The organism is uncultured Bacteroides sp. (genome assembly GCF_937912035.1).
Lineage (GTDB): Bacteria > Bacteroidota > Bacteroidia > Bacteroidales > Bacteroidaceae > Phocaeicola.
Genome location: NZ_CALDPF010000036.1, coordinates 180,195 through 196,001 on the forward strand (window position 1 = coordinate 180,195; position 15,807 = coordinate 196,001).

17 protein-coding genes and 3 tRNA genes are annotated in these 15,807 nt (G+C 38.9%); 14 read left to right on the forward strand and 6 right to left on the reverse strand.

All coding sequences use genetic code 11. The annotated features are described in order from the left end of the window. The first annotated feature begins 196 nt into the window (after positions 1-196). Together Q0486_RS10890 and Q0486_RS10895 are read left to right on the forward strand one after the other, a co-directional pair. A complete protein-coding gene (locus Q0486_RS10890; RefSeq protein ID WP_299233008.1) occupies positions 197-1,309 on the forward strand; it encodes a PCMD domain-containing protein in 1,113 nt (370 codons plus the stop codon). 5 nt (positions 1,310-1,314) lie between these two features. Further along, positions 1,315-2,106: a porin family protein gene (locus tag Q0486_RS10895; protein ID WP_299233011.1), complete on the forward strand. Its 792-nt coding sequence runs from the start codon at positions 1,315-1,317 to the stop codon at positions 2,104-2,106. 49 nt (positions 2,107-2,155) lie between these two features. Here Q0486_RS10895 and Q0486_RS10900 read toward each other — a convergent pair whose 3' ends face one another. Continuing rightward, positions 2,156-3,703, reverse strand: coding sequence for a PCMD domain-containing protein (locus tag Q0486_RS10900; protein WP_299233014.1), 1,548 nt, complete (start codon positions 3,701-3,703; stop codon positions 2,156-2,158). A gap of 223 nt (positions 3,704-3,926) precedes the next feature. Between Q0486_RS10900 and Q0486_RS10905 the strand changes: the two genes are divergently transcribed. Further along, a complete protein-coding gene (locus tag Q0486_RS10905) occupies positions 3,927-4,775 on the forward strand; it encodes a helix-turn-helix domain-containing protein (protein ID WP_299233017.1) in 849 nt (282 codons plus the stop codon). A gap of 81 nt (positions 4,776-4,856) precedes the next feature. Here the strand turns inward: Q0486_RS10905 and Q0486_RS10910 are convergent, their stop codons facing one another. Continuing rightward, positions 4,857-5,495 carry a MarC family protein gene (locus Q0486_RS10910; RefSeq protein WP_299233020.1) on the reverse strand — a complete coding sequence of 213 codons (639 nt, stop codon included), beginning with the start codon at positions 5,493-5,495 and terminating at the stop codon, positions 4,857-4,859. A gap of 167 nt (positions 5,496-5,662) precedes the next feature. On the opposite strand from Q0486_RS10910, the gene Q0486_RS10915 reads away from it, so the two are divergent. The 6 genes from Q0486_RS10915 to Q0486_RS10940 are packed head-to-tail and all read left to right on the forward strand — an operon-like array spanning position 5,663 to position 11,591. Then, positions 5,663-6,343 carry a Crp/Fnr family transcriptional regulator gene (locus tag Q0486_RS10915; RefSeq protein ID WP_154044368.1) on the forward strand — a complete coding sequence of 227 codons (681 nt, stop codon included), beginning with the start codon at positions 5,663-5,665 and terminating at the stop codon, positions 6,341-6,343. Positions 6,344-6,398: 55 nt separating this feature from the next. Further along, positions 6,399-8,435, forward strand: coding sequence for a M3 family metallopeptidase (locus Q0486_RS10920; RefSeq protein WP_299233025.1), 2,037 nt, complete (start codon positions 6,399-6,401; stop codon positions 8,433-8,435). 8 nt (positions 8,436-8,443) lie between these two features. Continuing rightward, positions 8,444-8,908, forward strand: coding sequence for a DUF4847 family protein (locus tag Q0486_RS10925; RefSeq protein WP_299233028.1), 465 nt, complete (start codon positions 8,444-8,446; stop codon positions 8,906-8,908). Positions 8,909-8,921: 13 nt separating this feature from the next. Further along, positions 8,922-9,362 carry a dCMP deaminase family protein gene (locus Q0486_RS10930; protein ID WP_299233031.1) on the forward strand — a complete coding sequence of 147 codons (441 nt, stop codon included), beginning with the start codon at positions 8,922-8,924 and terminating at the stop codon, positions 9,360-9,362. Between the two features lie 16 nt (positions 9,363-9,378). Continuing rightward, on the forward strand, positions 9,379-11,040 hold the full coding sequence (locus Q0486_RS10935) for a S41 family peptidase (RefSeq protein ID WP_299233034.1): 1,662 nt from the start codon (positions 9,379-9,381) through the stop codon (positions 11,038-11,040). Continuing rightward, a complete protein-coding gene (locus tag Q0486_RS10940; RefSeq protein WP_299233037.1) occupies positions 11,040-11,591 on the forward strand; it encodes a 5-formyltetrahydrofolate cyclo-ligase in 552 nt (183 codons plus the stop codon). The genes Q0486_RS10935 and Q0486_RS10940 overlap by 1 nt, the downstream gene beginning before the upstream one ends. On the opposite strand, the gene Q0486_RS10945 is transcribed toward Q0486_RS10940, so the two are convergent. Next, positions 11,578-11,868 carry a DUF721 domain-containing protein gene (locus tag Q0486_RS10945; protein WP_299233040.1) on the reverse strand — a complete coding sequence of 97 codons (291 nt, stop codon included), beginning with the start codon at positions 11,866-11,868 and terminating at the stop codon, positions 11,578-11,580. The two genes, Q0486_RS10940 and Q0486_RS10945, sit on opposite strands and share 14 nt — an antisense overlap. Continuing rightward, entirely contained in the window at positions 11,855-12,979 is a 1,125-nt protein-coding gene (gene recF / locus Q0486_RS10950; RefSeq protein WP_299233043.1) for a DNA replication and repair protein RecF, read from the reverse strand. Before recF ends, Q0486_RS10945 begins: the two co-directional genes overlap by 14 nt. Positions 12,980-13,125: 146 nt before the next feature. On the opposite strand from recF, the gene Q0486_RS10955 reads away from it, so the two are divergent. The 5 genes from Q0486_RS10955 (at position 13,126) to Q0486_RS10975 (ending at position 14,741) form a co-directional block, all read left to right on the forward strand. Further along, a complete protein-coding gene (locus tag Q0486_RS10955) occupies positions 13,126-13,803 on the forward strand; it encodes a tetratricopeptide repeat protein (RefSeq protein ID WP_299233045.1) in 678 nt (225 codons plus the stop codon). Positions 13,804-13,907: 104 nt separating this feature from the next. Then, positions 13,908-14,402: a 6,7-dimethyl-8-ribityllumazine synthase gene (gene ribH / locus Q0486_RS10960; protein WP_299233048.1), complete on the forward strand. Its 495-nt coding sequence runs from the start codon at positions 13,908-13,910 to the stop codon at positions 14,400-14,402. Positions 14,403-14,463: 61 nt separating this feature from the next. Further along, positions 14,464-14,546: transfer RNA gene (locus Q0486_RS10965), tRNA-Tyr, on the forward strand. A gap of 13 nt (positions 14,547-14,559) precedes the next feature. Continuing rightward, positions 14,560-14,632, forward strand: a tRNA-Gly gene (locus Q0486_RS10970). 26 nt (positions 14,633-14,658) lie between these two features. After that, positions 14,659-14,741 (forward strand) — tRNA-Tyr (locus tag Q0486_RS10975). A 51-nt stretch (positions 14,742-14,792) separates the two neighbouring features. On the opposite strand, the gene upp is transcribed toward Q0486_RS10975, so the two are convergent. Continuing rightward, positions 14,793-15,449, reverse strand: a complete 657-nt coding sequence (gene upp / locus Q0486_RS10980) for a uracil phosphoribosyltransferase (RefSeq protein ID WP_299233073.1) — start codon at positions 15,447-15,449, stop codon at positions 14,793-14,795. Positions 15,450-15,489: 40 nt separating this feature from the next. Next, on the reverse strand, positions 15,490-15,807 hold a 318-nt coding region (locus Q0486_RS10985; protein ID WP_299233050.1), incomplete at its 5' end, for a riboflavin kinase.

Genomic DNA, 15,807 nt, shown 5'->3' on the forward strand with positions numbered 1-15,807 from the left:
TAACTGCTTTTAAACATATTTCACAAGGTCAATTCTTGATATTTTTGTTCTATTTTTAATCTATTGTACATTTAACACATATATAAGTAGTATAATCTTAATATTTTATAGACTTTTATTAATATAGTTATTGGTCAATACTTCAAATTAGTCTACCTTTGTATTTATAATTACTAAAACAACATTAAACATAAAAATGAAAAAACATCTTTTTATCACAGGACTAACTCTATCCCTATGTCTGACTTCGTGTATACAGGAAGAGGCATTAAATGTTGAGGCTGCAATAGATGGGTGCAAAGGTGAAAACATTCAACTACTGACTATCAACAGCGAAAACAAAAAAATTGATATCTATGTACAGGATGGAGCAGACATCTCACAACAAGAGCTTGTATTTGAACTGCCGGAGGGCGCTACAATAGAGGCTAAAGACAAACAGCCCAAAGACAATCCCCCTGTTTACGACTTCAGTTTATCAGAAAACAGAAAATTCATTGTAACATCAGAGGACAAAAGTAATAACGCCGAATACGATATAAGTATTTTCAAAATGGAGCTACCATTACTGTATTCTTTTGATAATCTCGTAGAAACAGATCCATACCATATTTTATATTTGAGCGACCAAAGCAAAAAGCTACAATGGGCCAGCGGAAACCCTGGATACAAACTTACAGGTATTGCCAACAATGCCAACGATTACCCTACATCACAATCCACCAATGGAAAAAAAGGTTATTGCATAAAACTTGAAACCAAGGATACTGGAGGATTCGGACAGCAAGTTGGAATGCCGATAGCTGCCGGAAACCTTTTCATTGGAGCTTTCGAATCATCAAATGCAGTCTTAAAACCACTTGAAGCCACACTATTCGGCTATCCGTTTACAAAACTACCTACCAGAATGACAGGCTATTACAAATTCAAGGCCGGTCTGCAAATGACTGATGCTGAAAAAAAGCCTATTGGCGGCAAAGACAGCTTCGATATTTATGCTGTAATGTATGAAGCAGAGAATAACGACTTTTTCCTTAATGGTGGAAATTCATTGACTGACCATAGTATAGTGAAACTAGCACGTATTAATCCTGAAGACGCAAAAGAAACTGATGTATGGACCTATTTCGACATTCCTTTTGAAACAAAAAATGGAAAATCTATAGATATGGACAAATTGAAAAACGGAAAATACAAATTGGCAATAGTCTTATCATCGAGTATAAAAGGAGCATACTTCATTGGTGCAATAGGAAGCACACTTTGGGTAGATGAACTTGAAATAGTATGTGAAACAAATAATCAATAGAAGAAATGACAAACAGAATAATAACAGCATTAATATGCCTTGCATGTTCATTGCAAATTTCATATTCAAAATCAGAAAACGAAAACACCCATAAGGGGTTAATATGGTCTTATCTCAACGGAATAAGTTATGATGTAAGGGCTGGAATAAATATTGGAGGTTCTTCACCAATACCTTTACCCCAAGAAATAAGAAGTCTTGACAGTTACTCCCCAGGACTTGCAATAACATTAGAAGGATATGCTACAAAATGGATTAATACTAAGAAAAATCTCGGAATAAGTGTTGGTCTCAGACTTGACAGTAAAGATATGAAGACAGAAGCGACAGTAAAAAACTACAATATGGCCATTATAAGCGAAACCGGAGGCAAAGTAGAAGGCTTATGGACAGGCGGAGTAAAAACACGAGCAAAAATGTCTTTACTTTCTTTCCCTGTGCTTGGAGTATATAAAATAAACGAAAGGTGGAAAATATCTGCAGGACCATATTTTTCGTATCTAATGGATGGTAATTTTGACGGTAATGTTTACGAAGGACATTTACGTACACCAGACGCTACTGGTTCAAAAATAATATTTGAAGGAGAAAATGTTGCAACATACGACTTTTCAAATGAACTCAGAAAATTTCAATGGGGAGCACAAGTAGGAGGTGAATGGAAAGCATACAAACACCTTACTGTACATGCAGACCTAACCTGGGGACTTAATGACATCTTCAACAGCAATTTTAAGACTATCACATTTTCTATGTATCCAATTTATTTGAACTTCGGATTTGGATATCAGTTCTAAATTAATAAAAAACAGGCTTCAGAAATAACTGAAGCCTGTTTTTTATTAATTAAAATGAAACTTCTATATCATCGACAAATAATGTACTTCCAGGAGCTCCAGAAAATTTATCTCCATTCTTACTTGAAGAACAAATTATAGCAAAACGATACAACTTATCTTTACTATATTCCTGCTTATAATCAAGCTGTAATTCAAACGATTTATAATCCTTCATTTCTCCACCTGATAATTGAGCAAATGCTACTATTTTATCAGACGTATAAATATTTGTACCATCTAATATCTCATCTTTCTTATCATATGAAGAAACTTCATAAAGAACCACTGTTATAGAAAATTCATCCGTCTTGGAATTATCTATTACTGCAACATTTGATTCAGAAATATTATCACATCGATAATAATCTTTTCCAGGCAGATATTTATAGTAACCTTTTACAGAAACAGGCTTATTAGGAAACTCTATTCCAAACTTTGTACTTTTTAATGTATTTGTTGCATTCACTTCAAAAGCACCTAAGAACATAGAACCGGATGTCACCTTAGGAATAGCAGGGAAAACACCAGGAATAATACTCTTCTGTCCATAAGTGTCCAAAGTTACAATTTTTGCAGCCTTATCTCCTGAATAAGAATCATCAGAAGACATTAAAGATTTTTCATTGAAATCGATACCAGCGGTTTGTAACATAATACGAACCAAATTTAAAGCCTGATCAGCTCCTGTCCAACCTCCATATTGCGGTATCTCATATTCCCATTTTCCATTAGCATCTTCTACAGAAATAGTTTTCCAAGTTTCAAAATCATACAATCTTGTCATACCGTCAATTAAAGCTGTATAAACCACAGTAGTTCCATCTTCCGCCTCAACTGTATATTTAACAGATTTACCGTTGGAAAAATCCTGAGGTACTCCGCTCCCTGGGGTTACAGTTGCTTTTTCCGATACCTCAATAGTAGGAACCAAAGCAGCAAGATGCTCAGCTTTTGCTGTATCAGCTACCATAAAAGTTATAGTCTTTGATTCCTCATTTATTATAGGTTGCGATACAACCAAAGAATCAACGGCAGCAACATTTCTATCGAAAATAAACTTTGTTATTTTAGCCTCAGAACTTTCAGTACCTTTAAGTCTTTCACCGGTATAAACCACCTTTACAGACTGTTTTTGACCTGCAAGTTCAGCGTCAATATCCATACTGATTTCCACTTTTCCACCACCTATAGTTCCAGTAGCCTTCACATCAGCCTTCAACATTTCAGTATCCAACAATGTAGTACCGGTAAAAGCGTAATTACCAGAATTTTCCGATAAAGGACAATCGTTCAATTCGATATCACCTAAATTTATACCTAAAAAAGAAAAATCTTTTAATGACAGGTTTATAGATTCTTCACTGGCTTTCTCAACTTTAATCTTTTGAGACTGCTCTCCAAGGTTTAATCCATCAACAGTTACATCAAGCTTACCTTTATAATCACCGGCAAGTTCTTCCTCAATTGGGAATGAAATTTTCTCTTCACATGAAGTAAATAAAGCTGTAGTCATACTAATGACTGCAAGCATAAAGGAATAAATAAACTTTTTCATTTTCAGTTTTCTAATTTATTAAAAAATTCGGATGCAAAGTAATGCTACAATATATTATCCTGCAAGGTCTATTCTTGATATTTTTGTCCTATTTTTAATATACTTCTAAAATCAAGTTACATTAATCGATATTATTTTAATATTTTATATACTTTTATTAATACTATCATTGGTCTATACTTCAAATTTATTACTTTTGTACATAAACATAAACAACACTACAATGGATAATACGATACCTAAATTCGATTTACCTGAGGACTGGCTGTCAGGTACAGATATAAGCAAAGAACTACTTGGAATGTATAAGAACTACCCTGTCAGACTAAAATGTGAAATCATTGCACTATGTATGGGTGGAGAGATAGAAGCTTCTGTCAATCTAAATCATATCACAGTGAAAAAAAACGATATAATAACATTAATGCCTGGATCTATATTTCAGATTAACGACCTGAAAGGAGACTTGAAAATATATTTCATAGGCTTTTCATCAAAATATATAGAAAAAAACGATAAATCTAAGATTTTACTTGATGCCATTTATTCCACTTTAGGTAAACCTAAATTATCATTGTCCGACGAAGGTGCAATAATGACAGAAAAATATTATAGGCTTATGATAGATGTTTATGAATATTTTGACGAAAAGATAAGGTTGGAAATTGCAAACAATATTTTCACCGACGTACATAAGGGTATCTCTTTATTATATAAAAAGAGATCAGTAAAGGATGACGTTGCCTCATCAAAAAGCGAACAGCTATGCAAGGGATTCACACAACTAGTGATGCAGCACTACAACGACAACAGGAACGTGGCATGGTATGCCGAGAAATTGGGGATTACGCATGCTCACCTTTGTTCAATAGTGAAACAAGCCACAGGAAAGACTTGTGCGGACATAATATCGTCGATGGTTATAATGGACGCAAAATCACAGTTGAAATCTACACAACAAAGCATTCAGGCAATATCGGATTCTCTGAATTTTGCCAATATGTCGTTCTTCGGAAAGTACTTCAAACGACACGTTGGAATGAGCCCGCTGGAGTACAGAAATAAGGGATAAAAAATGGGCTGTTATTTAAGGTAAAACGACAGCCCATTTTATCTTAAATGACAGCCCATTTTTTTAAAACGTATCAAAGCCTTATTTCAAAGCCTGAAACTGCTCTATCAACGAAGTTAAATTGGCAGTGAAAAGTCTGGCAGAAATAGCCAGTAGAATTATACCGAAGAATTTGCGGATTACGTATATTCCACCCTTTCCAAGGAAACGTTCTATCACGTCTGTCAGCTTCAAGACTATAAAAACCCACACCATATTAAGTGTCAGTGCCAATACTATATTAATAGGGGCATACTCGGCACGCAATGAAAGCAGCGTAGTGAACGCTCCGGCTCCTGCCAACAGCGGGAATACCAAAGGAACAAGAGTGGCTTCCTTTATAGGGCCCGTGTTCTTGAATATCTCCACATCCAGAATCATCTCAAGCGACATCATAAAAATGACGAAGGCACCCGCTACAGCAAAGGAAGCAATATCAACCTGGAAAAGTTTAAGCATCATATCGCCGGCATAAAAGAAACCTATCAGCAGGGCAAAAGCTATCAGCGTAGCCTTCATGGCATTTACAGGCCTACCCTTCTGCTTCAAATCAAGAATAATAGGGATGGAACCAATTATATCTATAACGGCAAACAACACAATGAATGCACTAAGAAACTGCTGAACATCGAACGCTCCAAAAAAAGGAACCGATGCAAGCTGTATAAATAACGTTTTCATTTTGATGATATATTTTTTACATTACAAAAATACATAAAAAATCATTATTCATACACATTAAGGAAAAAAATACTAAAATCAATATACACACTGATGTAGTGATACAAAATAAATTGTTAACTTTGTATGTTAAAATAAAGATTTACGCTCAATAAATTTAACGGATTATGAAGGTTTCGATGTACGATACACTACTGGAGCTGCCACTGTTCCAGGGATTGACTAAGGAAAATATAACCAGCATCATAGAAAAGGTGAAAATGGGATTTCATAAATATGAAGCCAAACAGAACATCGTTTCGCAAGATGACAGATGCAACAGTCTGATTTTCATACTTGAAGGCAAGGTTGCCGTCACAACAAACGATCCGATACATAACTTCAAGATTGTGGAAGAGGTACAGGCTCCATACATAATAGAACCACAGTCACTATTCGGGATGCGCACAAAATATAATGCATCGTACACTGCAACCGGGGATGTAGATACTCTGAACATTGACAAAAGCTACATTCTGACAAATCTGTGCAAATACGAAATTTTCAACCTGAACTATCTGAACATCCTGAGCAACAGAGCACAGACTGCGAACAACAAGCTGTGGAACTCGCACATAGGATGTACCAAAGAAAAGCTTATGAACTTCTTCGCGCTGAGATGTGTGATTCCATACGGAAAGAAAACACTGTTCATCACGATGGAGGATCTGGCCTCACTGATAGATGACACAAGAATAAACGTATCCAGAGCTCTGAACGAATTTCAGGAAAAAGGGATACTGACATTGGGAAGAAAGAAAATAACTATAGAGGACTTGGCAAAACTTACCGAAGAGGTGAAGAATTAGTTTTGAGTTGTCAGTTCTTAGTTGTTAGTTTTTAGAAATATCAAAATATATAAATATGACAAATCCATTTTTACAACCATATAACACACCGCACGATACCACTCCTTTCGACAGAATTAAAATTTCAGACTACGAACCTGCCATAAGAGAAGGCATGAGAGTGGAAGACGAAGAGATAAAGGCAATTACCGAAAATACGGAAGATCCGGACTTCGGAAACACAATACTGGCACTGGAACATTCGGGAAAACTTTTGGACAAGGTAACTACAGTGTTTTTCAATCTGATGAGCGCCGAAACCAACGATGAACTCGATGCCATAGCGGAAAAGCTGATGCCTGAACTGACCGAACACAGCAATAATATCAGCCTGAATCCGGTATTGTTCGAAAAGGTGAAAAAAGTGTATGAAAAGAAAGACAGTCTGGAGCTGACAGCAGAAGAGAACAAATTGCTTGAGAAGACATACGACGGATTTATCAGAAACGGTGCCAACCTGAACGATGACGATAAGGAGACTTTCAGAAAGTTGTCTGCCGAATTGAGTACGCTTACGCTGAAATTCTCGCAGAACCACCTGAAGGAAACCAATAAATTCGAACTGCACATAACAGACAGAAACGATCTGGAAGGACTGCCTGAAAGCGCAGTGGAAGCTGCCGAACATACAGCAAAAGGTAAAGACAAGGAAGGATGGATATTTACCTTGCAGGCTCCTAGCTATGTGCCGTTCATGAAATACAGCAACCGTCGGGAACTGAGAAAGCAGATGTATATGGCATACAACACACAGTGTACGCACAATGACGAATGGAACAATATTGACATTGTGAAGCAACTGGTGAACAAGCGTATGGAAATAGCCCAACTGCTGGGATTCGAGACGTATGCCGACTATGTATTGAAAAAAAGGATGGCGGAAAACAGTGAGAATGTTTACAGACTCCTGAATGACCTGCTGGAAGCATACTCCCCTACCGCATATAAGGAGATAGAAGAAATAGAACAGTTGGCAAAGGAAACAGAAGGAGACGATTTCACACTTATGCCGTGGGATTTCTCTTTCTATGCCGAGAAGCTGAAAAGCCGTAAATACAGCCTTGACGAAGAGGCGTTGAGACCATACTTCGAACTTGAAAAGGTGAAAGAAGGTGTATTCGGACTTGCCACAAGACTATACGGAATAACATTCCATGAGAACAAGGATATACCGGTGTATCATCCTGACGTAATGGCTTTCGAAGTGTTTGATGCCGACGGAAGTTTCCTGGCTGTGCTCTACACCGACTTCCACCCAAGGGAAGGCAAGCGCTCCGGAGCATGGATGACTAGCTACAAGGAGCAGTGGATAGAAGATGACGGAACAAACAGCCGCCCGCATGTTTCGGTTACGATGAACTTCACAAAACCTACAACCGACAAGCCTGCCCTGCTCACATTCTCGGAAGTAAACACATTCCTGCATGAATTCGGTCATGCGCTGCACGGAATGTTTGCCAACACACGATTCCAATGTATGAGCGGAACCAACGTGTATTGGGACTTCGTGGAACTTCCATCACAGATTATGGAGAACTTTGCGGTGGAAAAGGAATTCCTGAACACATTTGCCAGACATTATATCACCGGTGAAGCTATTCCAGAGAACCTCATCAAGAGTATCATCGATTCGCAAAACTTCAACGTGGCATACGCATGCCTGCGACAGTTGAGTTTCGGATTTCTGGATATGGCATGGTACACCAGAAAAGAAGCATTCGATGGCGACGTGAAAGAATATGAAAAGAAGGCATGGGAAAAGACACAGCTTCTTCCGCAGGTAGATGACACATGTATGAGTGTTCAGTTCGGACACATTATGTCCGGAGGATATTCTGCCGGATACTATAGCTACAAATGGGCTGAAGTGCTTGATGCGGACGCATTCTCAGTATTCAAGGAGAAAGGTATATTCAACCGCGAAGTGGCACAGTCTTTCAGAGACAATATACTGTCGAAAGGCGGAACGGAGCATCCTATGACACTGTACAAACGTTTCCGCGGACAGGAACCGGGTATTGAGGCTTTACTTAGAAGAAATGGAATTAAATAATTTTTTATATGACAAGAACAATAAAATATATATTTACGCTGATTGTACTTTCAATTGCATTTTGCGGATGCAACCAGGAGGATGATGTATTCGAAATCTTCTCGAGCGGTACGTGGAGGGTAAACAATTATTATACAGACTGTAACTGGAATAATTTGGCGTATAAGCCGGGTAATCCGGTATTCACAACAGAGAATGATCTGAAAGTAGTGAACTCATTCACTGTAGTTTTCGAGGAAGACGGTTCGATGAAAGGAGAAATAGAAGGTGGAACTTTCACTGCCAGATGGAGCGCGAACGCAAAAGACAGAAGTTTCAGTATTACAAACATTACCGCTACAATTAGCCTTAGCGGAAAAAATGCCGAATTCATCACAAGGCTGAAAAACGTAAGGTACTATCAGGGAGACAGCAAGACAATGCAACTTGCACCACAGGACAAGACTACTTATATACAGTTCAACCACAGATAAAAATTATTATATAATGGAACAGGAAAACAAACAAGAAATATTGGACAAAAGATATATGCGTATGGCACGCATATGGGCTGAAAACTCATACTGCAAACGCCGTCAGGTAGGAGCGCTTATAGTGAAAGACAAGATGATAATATCAGACGGTTATAACGGTACACCATCAGGCTTCAGCAACGTATGCGAAGACGAAGACGGACTGACAATACCATACGTCCTGCACGCAGAAGCAAATGCCATAACAAAAATTGCACGCTCAAACAACAGCAGCGAGGGAGCTACAATGTATGTCACTACTTCACCTTGTATAGAATGTGCAAAACTTATCATACAGGCAGGTATAAAAAGACTGGTGTATGGAGAAAAATATCGTCTGGAAGACGGACTCAACCTGCTCAGGAAAGCAGGTATAGAGGTAGTTTATCTAGAAAACGAACAACAAACTGTATAACATAAAATCTATATATATGGACAATAAGTATAAACGTTTCATGCCGATACTTTTGGCTGTAGGAATAGTCATTGGTATTGCTATAGGAGTGTTCTACTCCAATATTTATTCAGGCAACAGGCTTGGAGTAATAAAAGGATCATCCAACAAGATTAATGCACTCCTGAGAATTGTAAACGATTCGTATGTGGACACTGTGAAGATGGAAGATATGGTGGAAAAAACAATGCCTCTAATCCTGTCGGAACTTGACCCTCACTCATCGTATATACCGGCACAAAAGCTGGAAGAAGTAAATTCTGAATTGAGAGGACATTTCAGTGGCATAGGTATTCAGTTCACTATTAAAGACGACACAATACATGTAAACAGCGTAATACCAGGAGGTCCTTCAGAAAAAGTGGGACTTATGGCAGGCGACCGTATAATAGAAGTTGACGACTCGGCATTCGTTGGAAAGAAAGTCACTAACAGCGAAGCTATGAAAAGACTGAAAGGAGAAAAAGGAAGTAAAGTGAAACTAGGTATTTTCCGTCCCGGTGAAACAGAGACTCTATACTTCAATATTATCAGAGGTGATATTCCTGTTAAAAGTGTTGATGCGGCATATATGATTGACGGTAAGTGGGGATTTGTAAAGGTGAACAAATTTGGCGAAACAACTTATCCGGAACTGCTTTTCGCACTCGCAAAATTGAATCAGGAAAATATGCAAGGACTTATTGTTGACCTGCGTGGAAATACAGGTGGGTACATGGCCGCTGCCATACAAATGGTGAACGAATTTCTGCCGGCAAACAAGCTGATTGTCTATACGGAAGGAAGAAAATATCCTAGAGAGAATTATACATCAAACGGAACAGGTAGTAGCCAGTCATTACCTATAGTAGTATTGGTAGATGAAGGTTCGGCATCAGCAAGCGAGATTTTTGCAGGAGCAATTCAGGACAATGATAGAGGTACTATAATAGGAAGACGCTCGTTCGGTAAAGGACTGGTTCAGCAGCCTATAGAATTTAATGATGGTTCTGCTATCAGACTGACAATCGCAAGATATCACACACCTTCAGGAAGGTGCATACAGAAACCATACGAACAAGGTAAGGGAGCTGAATACGAAATGGACTTGCTCACCAGATATGAACACGGAGAATTCTTCTCGGCAGACAGCATCAAGCAAAATGAAAATGAAATTTATTACACAGGACTGGGAAGAAAAGTTTATGGTGGCGGAGGTATAATGCCTGACATATTTGTTCCGCACGACACTCTAGGTATGACATCGTATTTCAGGATGGCAGCCAATAGAGGACTTATTATAAGATATGCTTTCGATTATACAGACCAGAACAGAAACAAACTGATAGAGTATAAGACTAATGAAGAAATGAGCGATTATCTGAAGACACAGAATCTGCTGGTAAAATTCTCTAAATGGGCTGACAAAAAAGGACTGCAACGAAGAAACAATATGCTCATTACCTCAAAAGACTTGTTCGAAACCAGTATTTTCGGAAATATAATTTATAATATGCTCGGCATTGAAGAGTATATTAAATATTTGAACAAAACCGACAATACTGTGATAAAAGCGGTAGAAGTACTTGAAAAAGGAGAATCTGTTCCAAAAGCTCCAGAAACAACCAAAGAAGTACAGACAGGAAAAGAAGCTGCATAATGGAAGAAAAGAGTGAAATAAGAAAGCATATAGCTGAAAAGAAAAAAGAATTTTCGGATGATGAACTTATGGCATTATCTTCAGTCATAATGGAAAGACTGGAAGATAATGTTATCCTGAAATGTGCCAAAACAATATTGATGTACTACTCACTGCCAGATGAGGTTTTCACACACGACTTTATTGAAAAATGGAGCAAAGAAAAAACTATTCTATTGCCGGTAGTAAAAGGTGATGAACTTGAAATAAAAGTTTATGGCGGTAAAGAATATATGAAGAAAGGCAGTTTCAATATTGATGAACCGCAAGGTGAAGCTTACTATGACCTGACATCGATTGATGCTGCCATAATACCTGGAATTTCATTCGACAGGCACGGCAACAGGCTTGGCAGAGGAAAAGGCTATTATGACCGTTTCCTGAAAAAACTGAACACATTCAAGATTGGAGTGTGCTTCGGATTTCAGTTAAACGACGAAATTCCACACAACGATCATGACATAGTGATGGATGAGGTATGGACAGAAGATGGATATGTCAGCAAAAAATGATATCAGTAATAACCTGGGCTCCCACACGGGAGTTCAGGTTTTTTATTAATAAATCACGCCCCATCTGCAGCTCCTGACGTATAACTGACGATGAAAGCTGTACGTATAATGTCTGATTCTTTATATATATGTTGGTTGTATATTTGAATATTACAGGTCCTACAACATCTTTCCACGAATCAATAAGACGATATTGGTTAAGAGGGGTTTCCAAACCTTCCTGACGCAAAAGCTGCATTATCACATCACCCAGTTTTTCTGTATTATTCCGTTTCATCCGACATTTCCTTTCTTTCTGTTACATTTCCGTTCTCAACTTCAAACAGTTTATAGTCTCCGTCTATCTTCCTTAAAATCTTATCCAGATGGTCTCGATTGGTGTCAGTAACAAATATCTGACCGAAACTGTCGCCTGCCACAAGTTTTACTATCTGCTCTACCCTATGAGCATCAAGTTTGTCGAATATATCGTCAAGCAGCACTATAGGAGTTGTACGGCTACCAGTACGTTTCAAAAACTCAAACTGAGCCAGTTTCAATGCTATAAGATATGTTTTATTCTGTCCTTGCGAACCTTCACGCTTTATCGGGAAATCACCCAATTTCATTATCAGATCATCCTTATGTATCCCTTTCAGGGAGTATCCCATAATCAAATCTTTCTGACGGCTACCACGAATAATCTCTAGCAAATTACCCTGCGAAGCGTGCGACTCGTATTCAAGACTTACAGTCTCCATATCCTCGGATATGAAAGAATAATATGACTGAAACACCTTGACAAACTCGTCGATAAACTGTCTGCGCTTCTTATAGACAATCTCGCCGGACGACGCCATCATCTCTTCCCATACATTCATCAGCTCCGGTTCAGGCTCCACTTCCGATTTAAGCAACGTATTACGTTGGAGCATGGCCTTATTGTATCGTATAAGTGCATCAAGATATTCACGGTCGAACTGAGAAATTACGACATCAATGAACCGGCGGCGTTCTTCGCTTCCGCCCAGAATCAGTACAGAATCGGATGGTGAAACCATTACAAGTGGGATGAGACCAATATGATCCGAAAGTCGTGTATATTCCTTTTTATTACGCTTGAACTGTTTTTTTTGTTTTCGTTTGAGTCCGCAATATACTTCTTCCGGCTCACCGTTGTCAGTCTGATAGAAGCCTTGTACCACAAAAAAATCACGGTCGTGAAATATATTCTGCGTATCAATAGGATTTGTAGCACTCTTACAGAATGAAAGGTAATATACGGCATCCATAAGATTGGTCTTTCCCATACCGTTACGGCCTATAATACAGTTCATTTTAGGAGAAAAAGAAAGTTCTGCCTGCTCGATGTTCTTGTAATTTAATATTGAGATGCGTTTAAGCCACATAATTAAGTCATGTTTTAGCCACAAAAATAACAATAAAAGCATGATTGATAAAAAAAGATGCCGACAAATTTCGTTTATAAACATAAATAAATTACTTTTGCTGTCCGAAATACACATTAGAAATAATAATAAAAAATAATATAACAATGAGTCAACAAAAAAACACAAATGATTTGCTGAACATGGATGAAACTATCAGCAATTCTGAAGAATTCCTTATCAAAAACAAGAATTTGTTATTGGGTGCAGTTATTGCATTGGTAGTTATCGTAGGCGGATACATGGCATATAAGAACTTTGTATCTGAACCTAAAGAATTAAAAGCTTCTGAAGCTATCTTCAAAGGTGAACAATATTTCGGTGCTGATAACTATGAAGCAGCGTTGAATGGTGACAGCCTTGGATTCGCCGGTTTCGTGAAATTGGCTGACGAATTCAGTGGTACAAAAGCCGGAAACCTTGCAAACGCATACGCCGGAATCTGCTACGCACAGCTTGGCAAATACGAAGATGCAGAGAAATATTTGAGCAAATTTGATGGTGACGACCAGTTGGTTGCTCCTGCAATACTTGGCACTATGGGTAACTGCTATGCACAGATGGGACAGTTGGACAAAGCTGCTTCAACACTTATCAAGGCTGCAAAACGTGCAAACAGCATGTCACTGAGCCCTATATATCTTATACAAGCAGGACAGATTCTTGAAAAACAAGGCAAGAATGCTGAAGCAGTAGAAGCTTATAAGACTGTAAAGAAAGATTATGCCAACTCATATCAGGCGATGGACATTGACAAATATATAGAACGCGCTTCTATTAAATAATAAACTTATTACTTACAAGCACGGATTTCCGGCGCAGGAACAGTTTGCGCAGAAGGAGTTCCGTGCTTATTTTTTTTATCATAACTCTACTAAATATTCAAAACATGGCAACAGCTTACCACAATCTATCGGATTATGACTTCAATTCAGTGCCTGACGCATCAGAAATGAGATTCGGAATAGTAGTATCTGAATGGAACAGTAATATTACAGGAGCACTACTGGAAGGTGCTGTAAAGACTTTGAAGAAACATGGTGCAAAAGACGAAAATATACACGTACAGACAGTACCTGGAAGTTTCGAACTGACTTACGGATCTGCACAAATGATAAAAAGCAATAAATTCGATGCAATAATAGCAATAGGATGCGTTGTAAGAGGTGATACACCACATTTTGATTATGTTTGTGCCGGAACAACACAAGGTATAGCTCATCTGAACGCAACAACCGACATACCAGTGATTTACGGTCTGATAACAACCAATACTATGGAACAGGCTGAAGACAGAGCTGGTGGAAAACTGGGAAATAAAGGTGACGAATGTGCAATTACTGCAATAAAAATGATAGATTTCTCTTGCAGATTAAAAAAATAGTTGTATCTTTGCATCGCAATTGAAAAAAGCAACACTTGTTGCTAATGTTTCAATAGCTAAAGGGCAAATACCAGAGTGGCCAAATGGGGCAGACTGTAAATCTGCTGGCTTACGCCTTCGGTGGTTCGAATCCATCTTTGCCCACAAATATAGAGATGCGGAAGTAGCTCAGTTGATAGAGCATTAGCCTTCCAAGCTGAGGGTCGCGGGTTTGAGCCCCGTCTTCCGCTCTCATTATTGAAACGCAGTTTCTAAAGGGCAAGTACCAGAGTGGCCAAATGGGGCAGACTGTAAATCTGCTGGCTTATGCCTTCGGTGGTTCGAATCCATCTTCGCCCACAAATAAAAAGCGACAATCCATCGGGTTGTCGCTTTTGTTTTATATGTCAATCACTCTTTTTGTCCAAATGCGAGGTCGCCGGCATCGCCGAGCCCCGGAATGATGTAGGAATGTGAGTTGATTTCGTCGTCGATTGCTCCAACCCATAGAGTGGTGCGATCGGCAGGGAAATGTTTGCAAACGTATTCCACTGCCTGACGAGATGCAATGGCTGATGCTATGTGGATGTGTTTAGGTTCTCCCTTGCTGAGAAGAGCACGATAGCCGAGCTCCATTGATGCTCCTGTGGCAAGCATCGGATCGACGAGCATCAACACCTTGTCTTGAATAGAAGGCGAAGCGAGATACTCGATGAGTACGTCAAACGTATCACCTGTCTCTTTATATTTGCGATATGCGCTGACAAAAGCATTTTCAGCATGGTCGAAGTAGTTTAAAAATCCTTGGTGCATAGGCAGCCCGGCACGAAGAATTGTTGCGACAACGACTTTGTCGGCGGGCGTTTGACATTTGGCAATTCCGAGTGGAGTGGTCGTATCGACTGTCTTGTAGTCTAAACGACGGCTGATTTCGTATGCCATAATTTGACCGATACGCTCCAAATTATGGCGAAAGCGCATTTGGTCGCGTTGTATCACAGTGTCGCGAAGTTCGAGCATGTATTGGCTGACCAATGAAGGTCGTTCTGCAAAGTTTATTATCTCGATATTGTTCATGATAGTAATATTTTATAATGTGGGGTGAGTTTTAATTATTCTCATTTGAGAGGATTTTAATGGCGTTCTCTTTGTCGGCAACGAGTTGTGTTTTAAGCTCGTCAATTGACTTGAATGGTCGCTCTTGTCGCATCAGGCAGACGAACTCTAATGTTATCGGCTTGCCATATAGGTTGTCGTTAAAGTCGAAAATGTTTGCTTCGATGGAGCGATAAGTGCGTCCGTCGCGTATTGTGGGACGATGACCGATATTGACCATTGCGCCATGTCGTTGTCCGTCGGGTGTTATGGCAAAAGCAGCATATACGCCGTTGGCAGGAATTAATTTCTTGTGGTCGTCGGGGTGCAG

Bases quoted from the DNA above. Each gene is read 5' to 3' on its own strand.
- Q0486_RS10920 (WP_299233025.1), top strand. From the start codon at position 6,399: ATGACAAATCCATTTTTACAACCATATAACACACCGCACGATACCACT.
- Q0486_RS10910 (WP_299233020.1), bottom strand. From the start codon at position 5,495: ATGAAAACGTTATTTATACAGCTTGCATCGGTTCCTTTTTTTGGAGCG.
- Q0486_RS10890 (WP_299233008.1), top strand. From the start codon at position 197: ATGAAAAAACATCTTTTTATCACAGGACTAACTCTATCCCTATGTCTG.
- Q0486_RS10895 (WP_299233011.1), top strand. From the start codon at position 1,315: ATGACAAACAGAATAATAACAGCATTAATATGCCTTGCATGTTCATTG.
- Q0486_RS10955 (WP_299233045.1), top strand. From the start codon at position 13,126: ATGAGTCAACAAAAAAACACAAATGATTTGCTGAACATGGATGAAACT.
- ribH (WP_299233048.1), top strand. From the start codon at position 13,908: ATGGCAACAGCTTACCACAATCTATCGGATTATGACTTCAATTCAGTG.
- Q0486_RS10925 (WP_299233028.1), top strand. From the start codon at position 8,444: ATGACAAGAACAATAAAATATATATTTACGCTGATTGTACTTTCAATT.
- Q0486_RS10935 (WP_299233034.1), top strand. From the start codon at position 9,379: ATGGACAATAAGTATAAACGTTTCATGCCGATACTTTTGGCTGTAGGA.
- Q0486_RS10900 (WP_299233014.1), bottom strand. From the start codon at position 3,703: ATGAAAAAGTTTATTTATTCCTTTATGCTTGCAGTCATTAGTATGACT.
- Q0486_RS10905 (WP_299233017.1), top strand. From the start codon at position 3,927: ATGGATAATACGATACCTAAATTCGATTTACCTGAGGACTGGCTGTCA.
- Q0486_RS10915 (WP_154044368.1), top strand. From the start codon at position 5,663: ATGAAGGTTTCGATGTACGATACACTACTGGAGCTGCCACTGTTCCAG.
- recF (WP_299233043.1), bottom strand. From the start codon at position 12,979: ATGTGGCTTAAACGCATCTCAATATTAAATTACAAGAACATCGAGCAG.
- Q0486_RS10930 (WP_299233031.1), top strand. From the start codon at position 8,922: ATGGAACAGGAAAACAAACAAGAAATATTGGACAAAAGATATATGCGT.
- Q0486_RS10940 (WP_299233037.1), top strand. From the start codon at position 11,040: ATGGAAGAAAAGAGTGAAATAAGAAAGCATATAGCTGAAAAGAAAAAA.
- Q0486_RS10945 (WP_299233040.1), bottom strand. From the start codon at position 11,868: ATGAAACGGAATAATACAGAAAAACTGGGTGATGTGATAATGCAGCTT.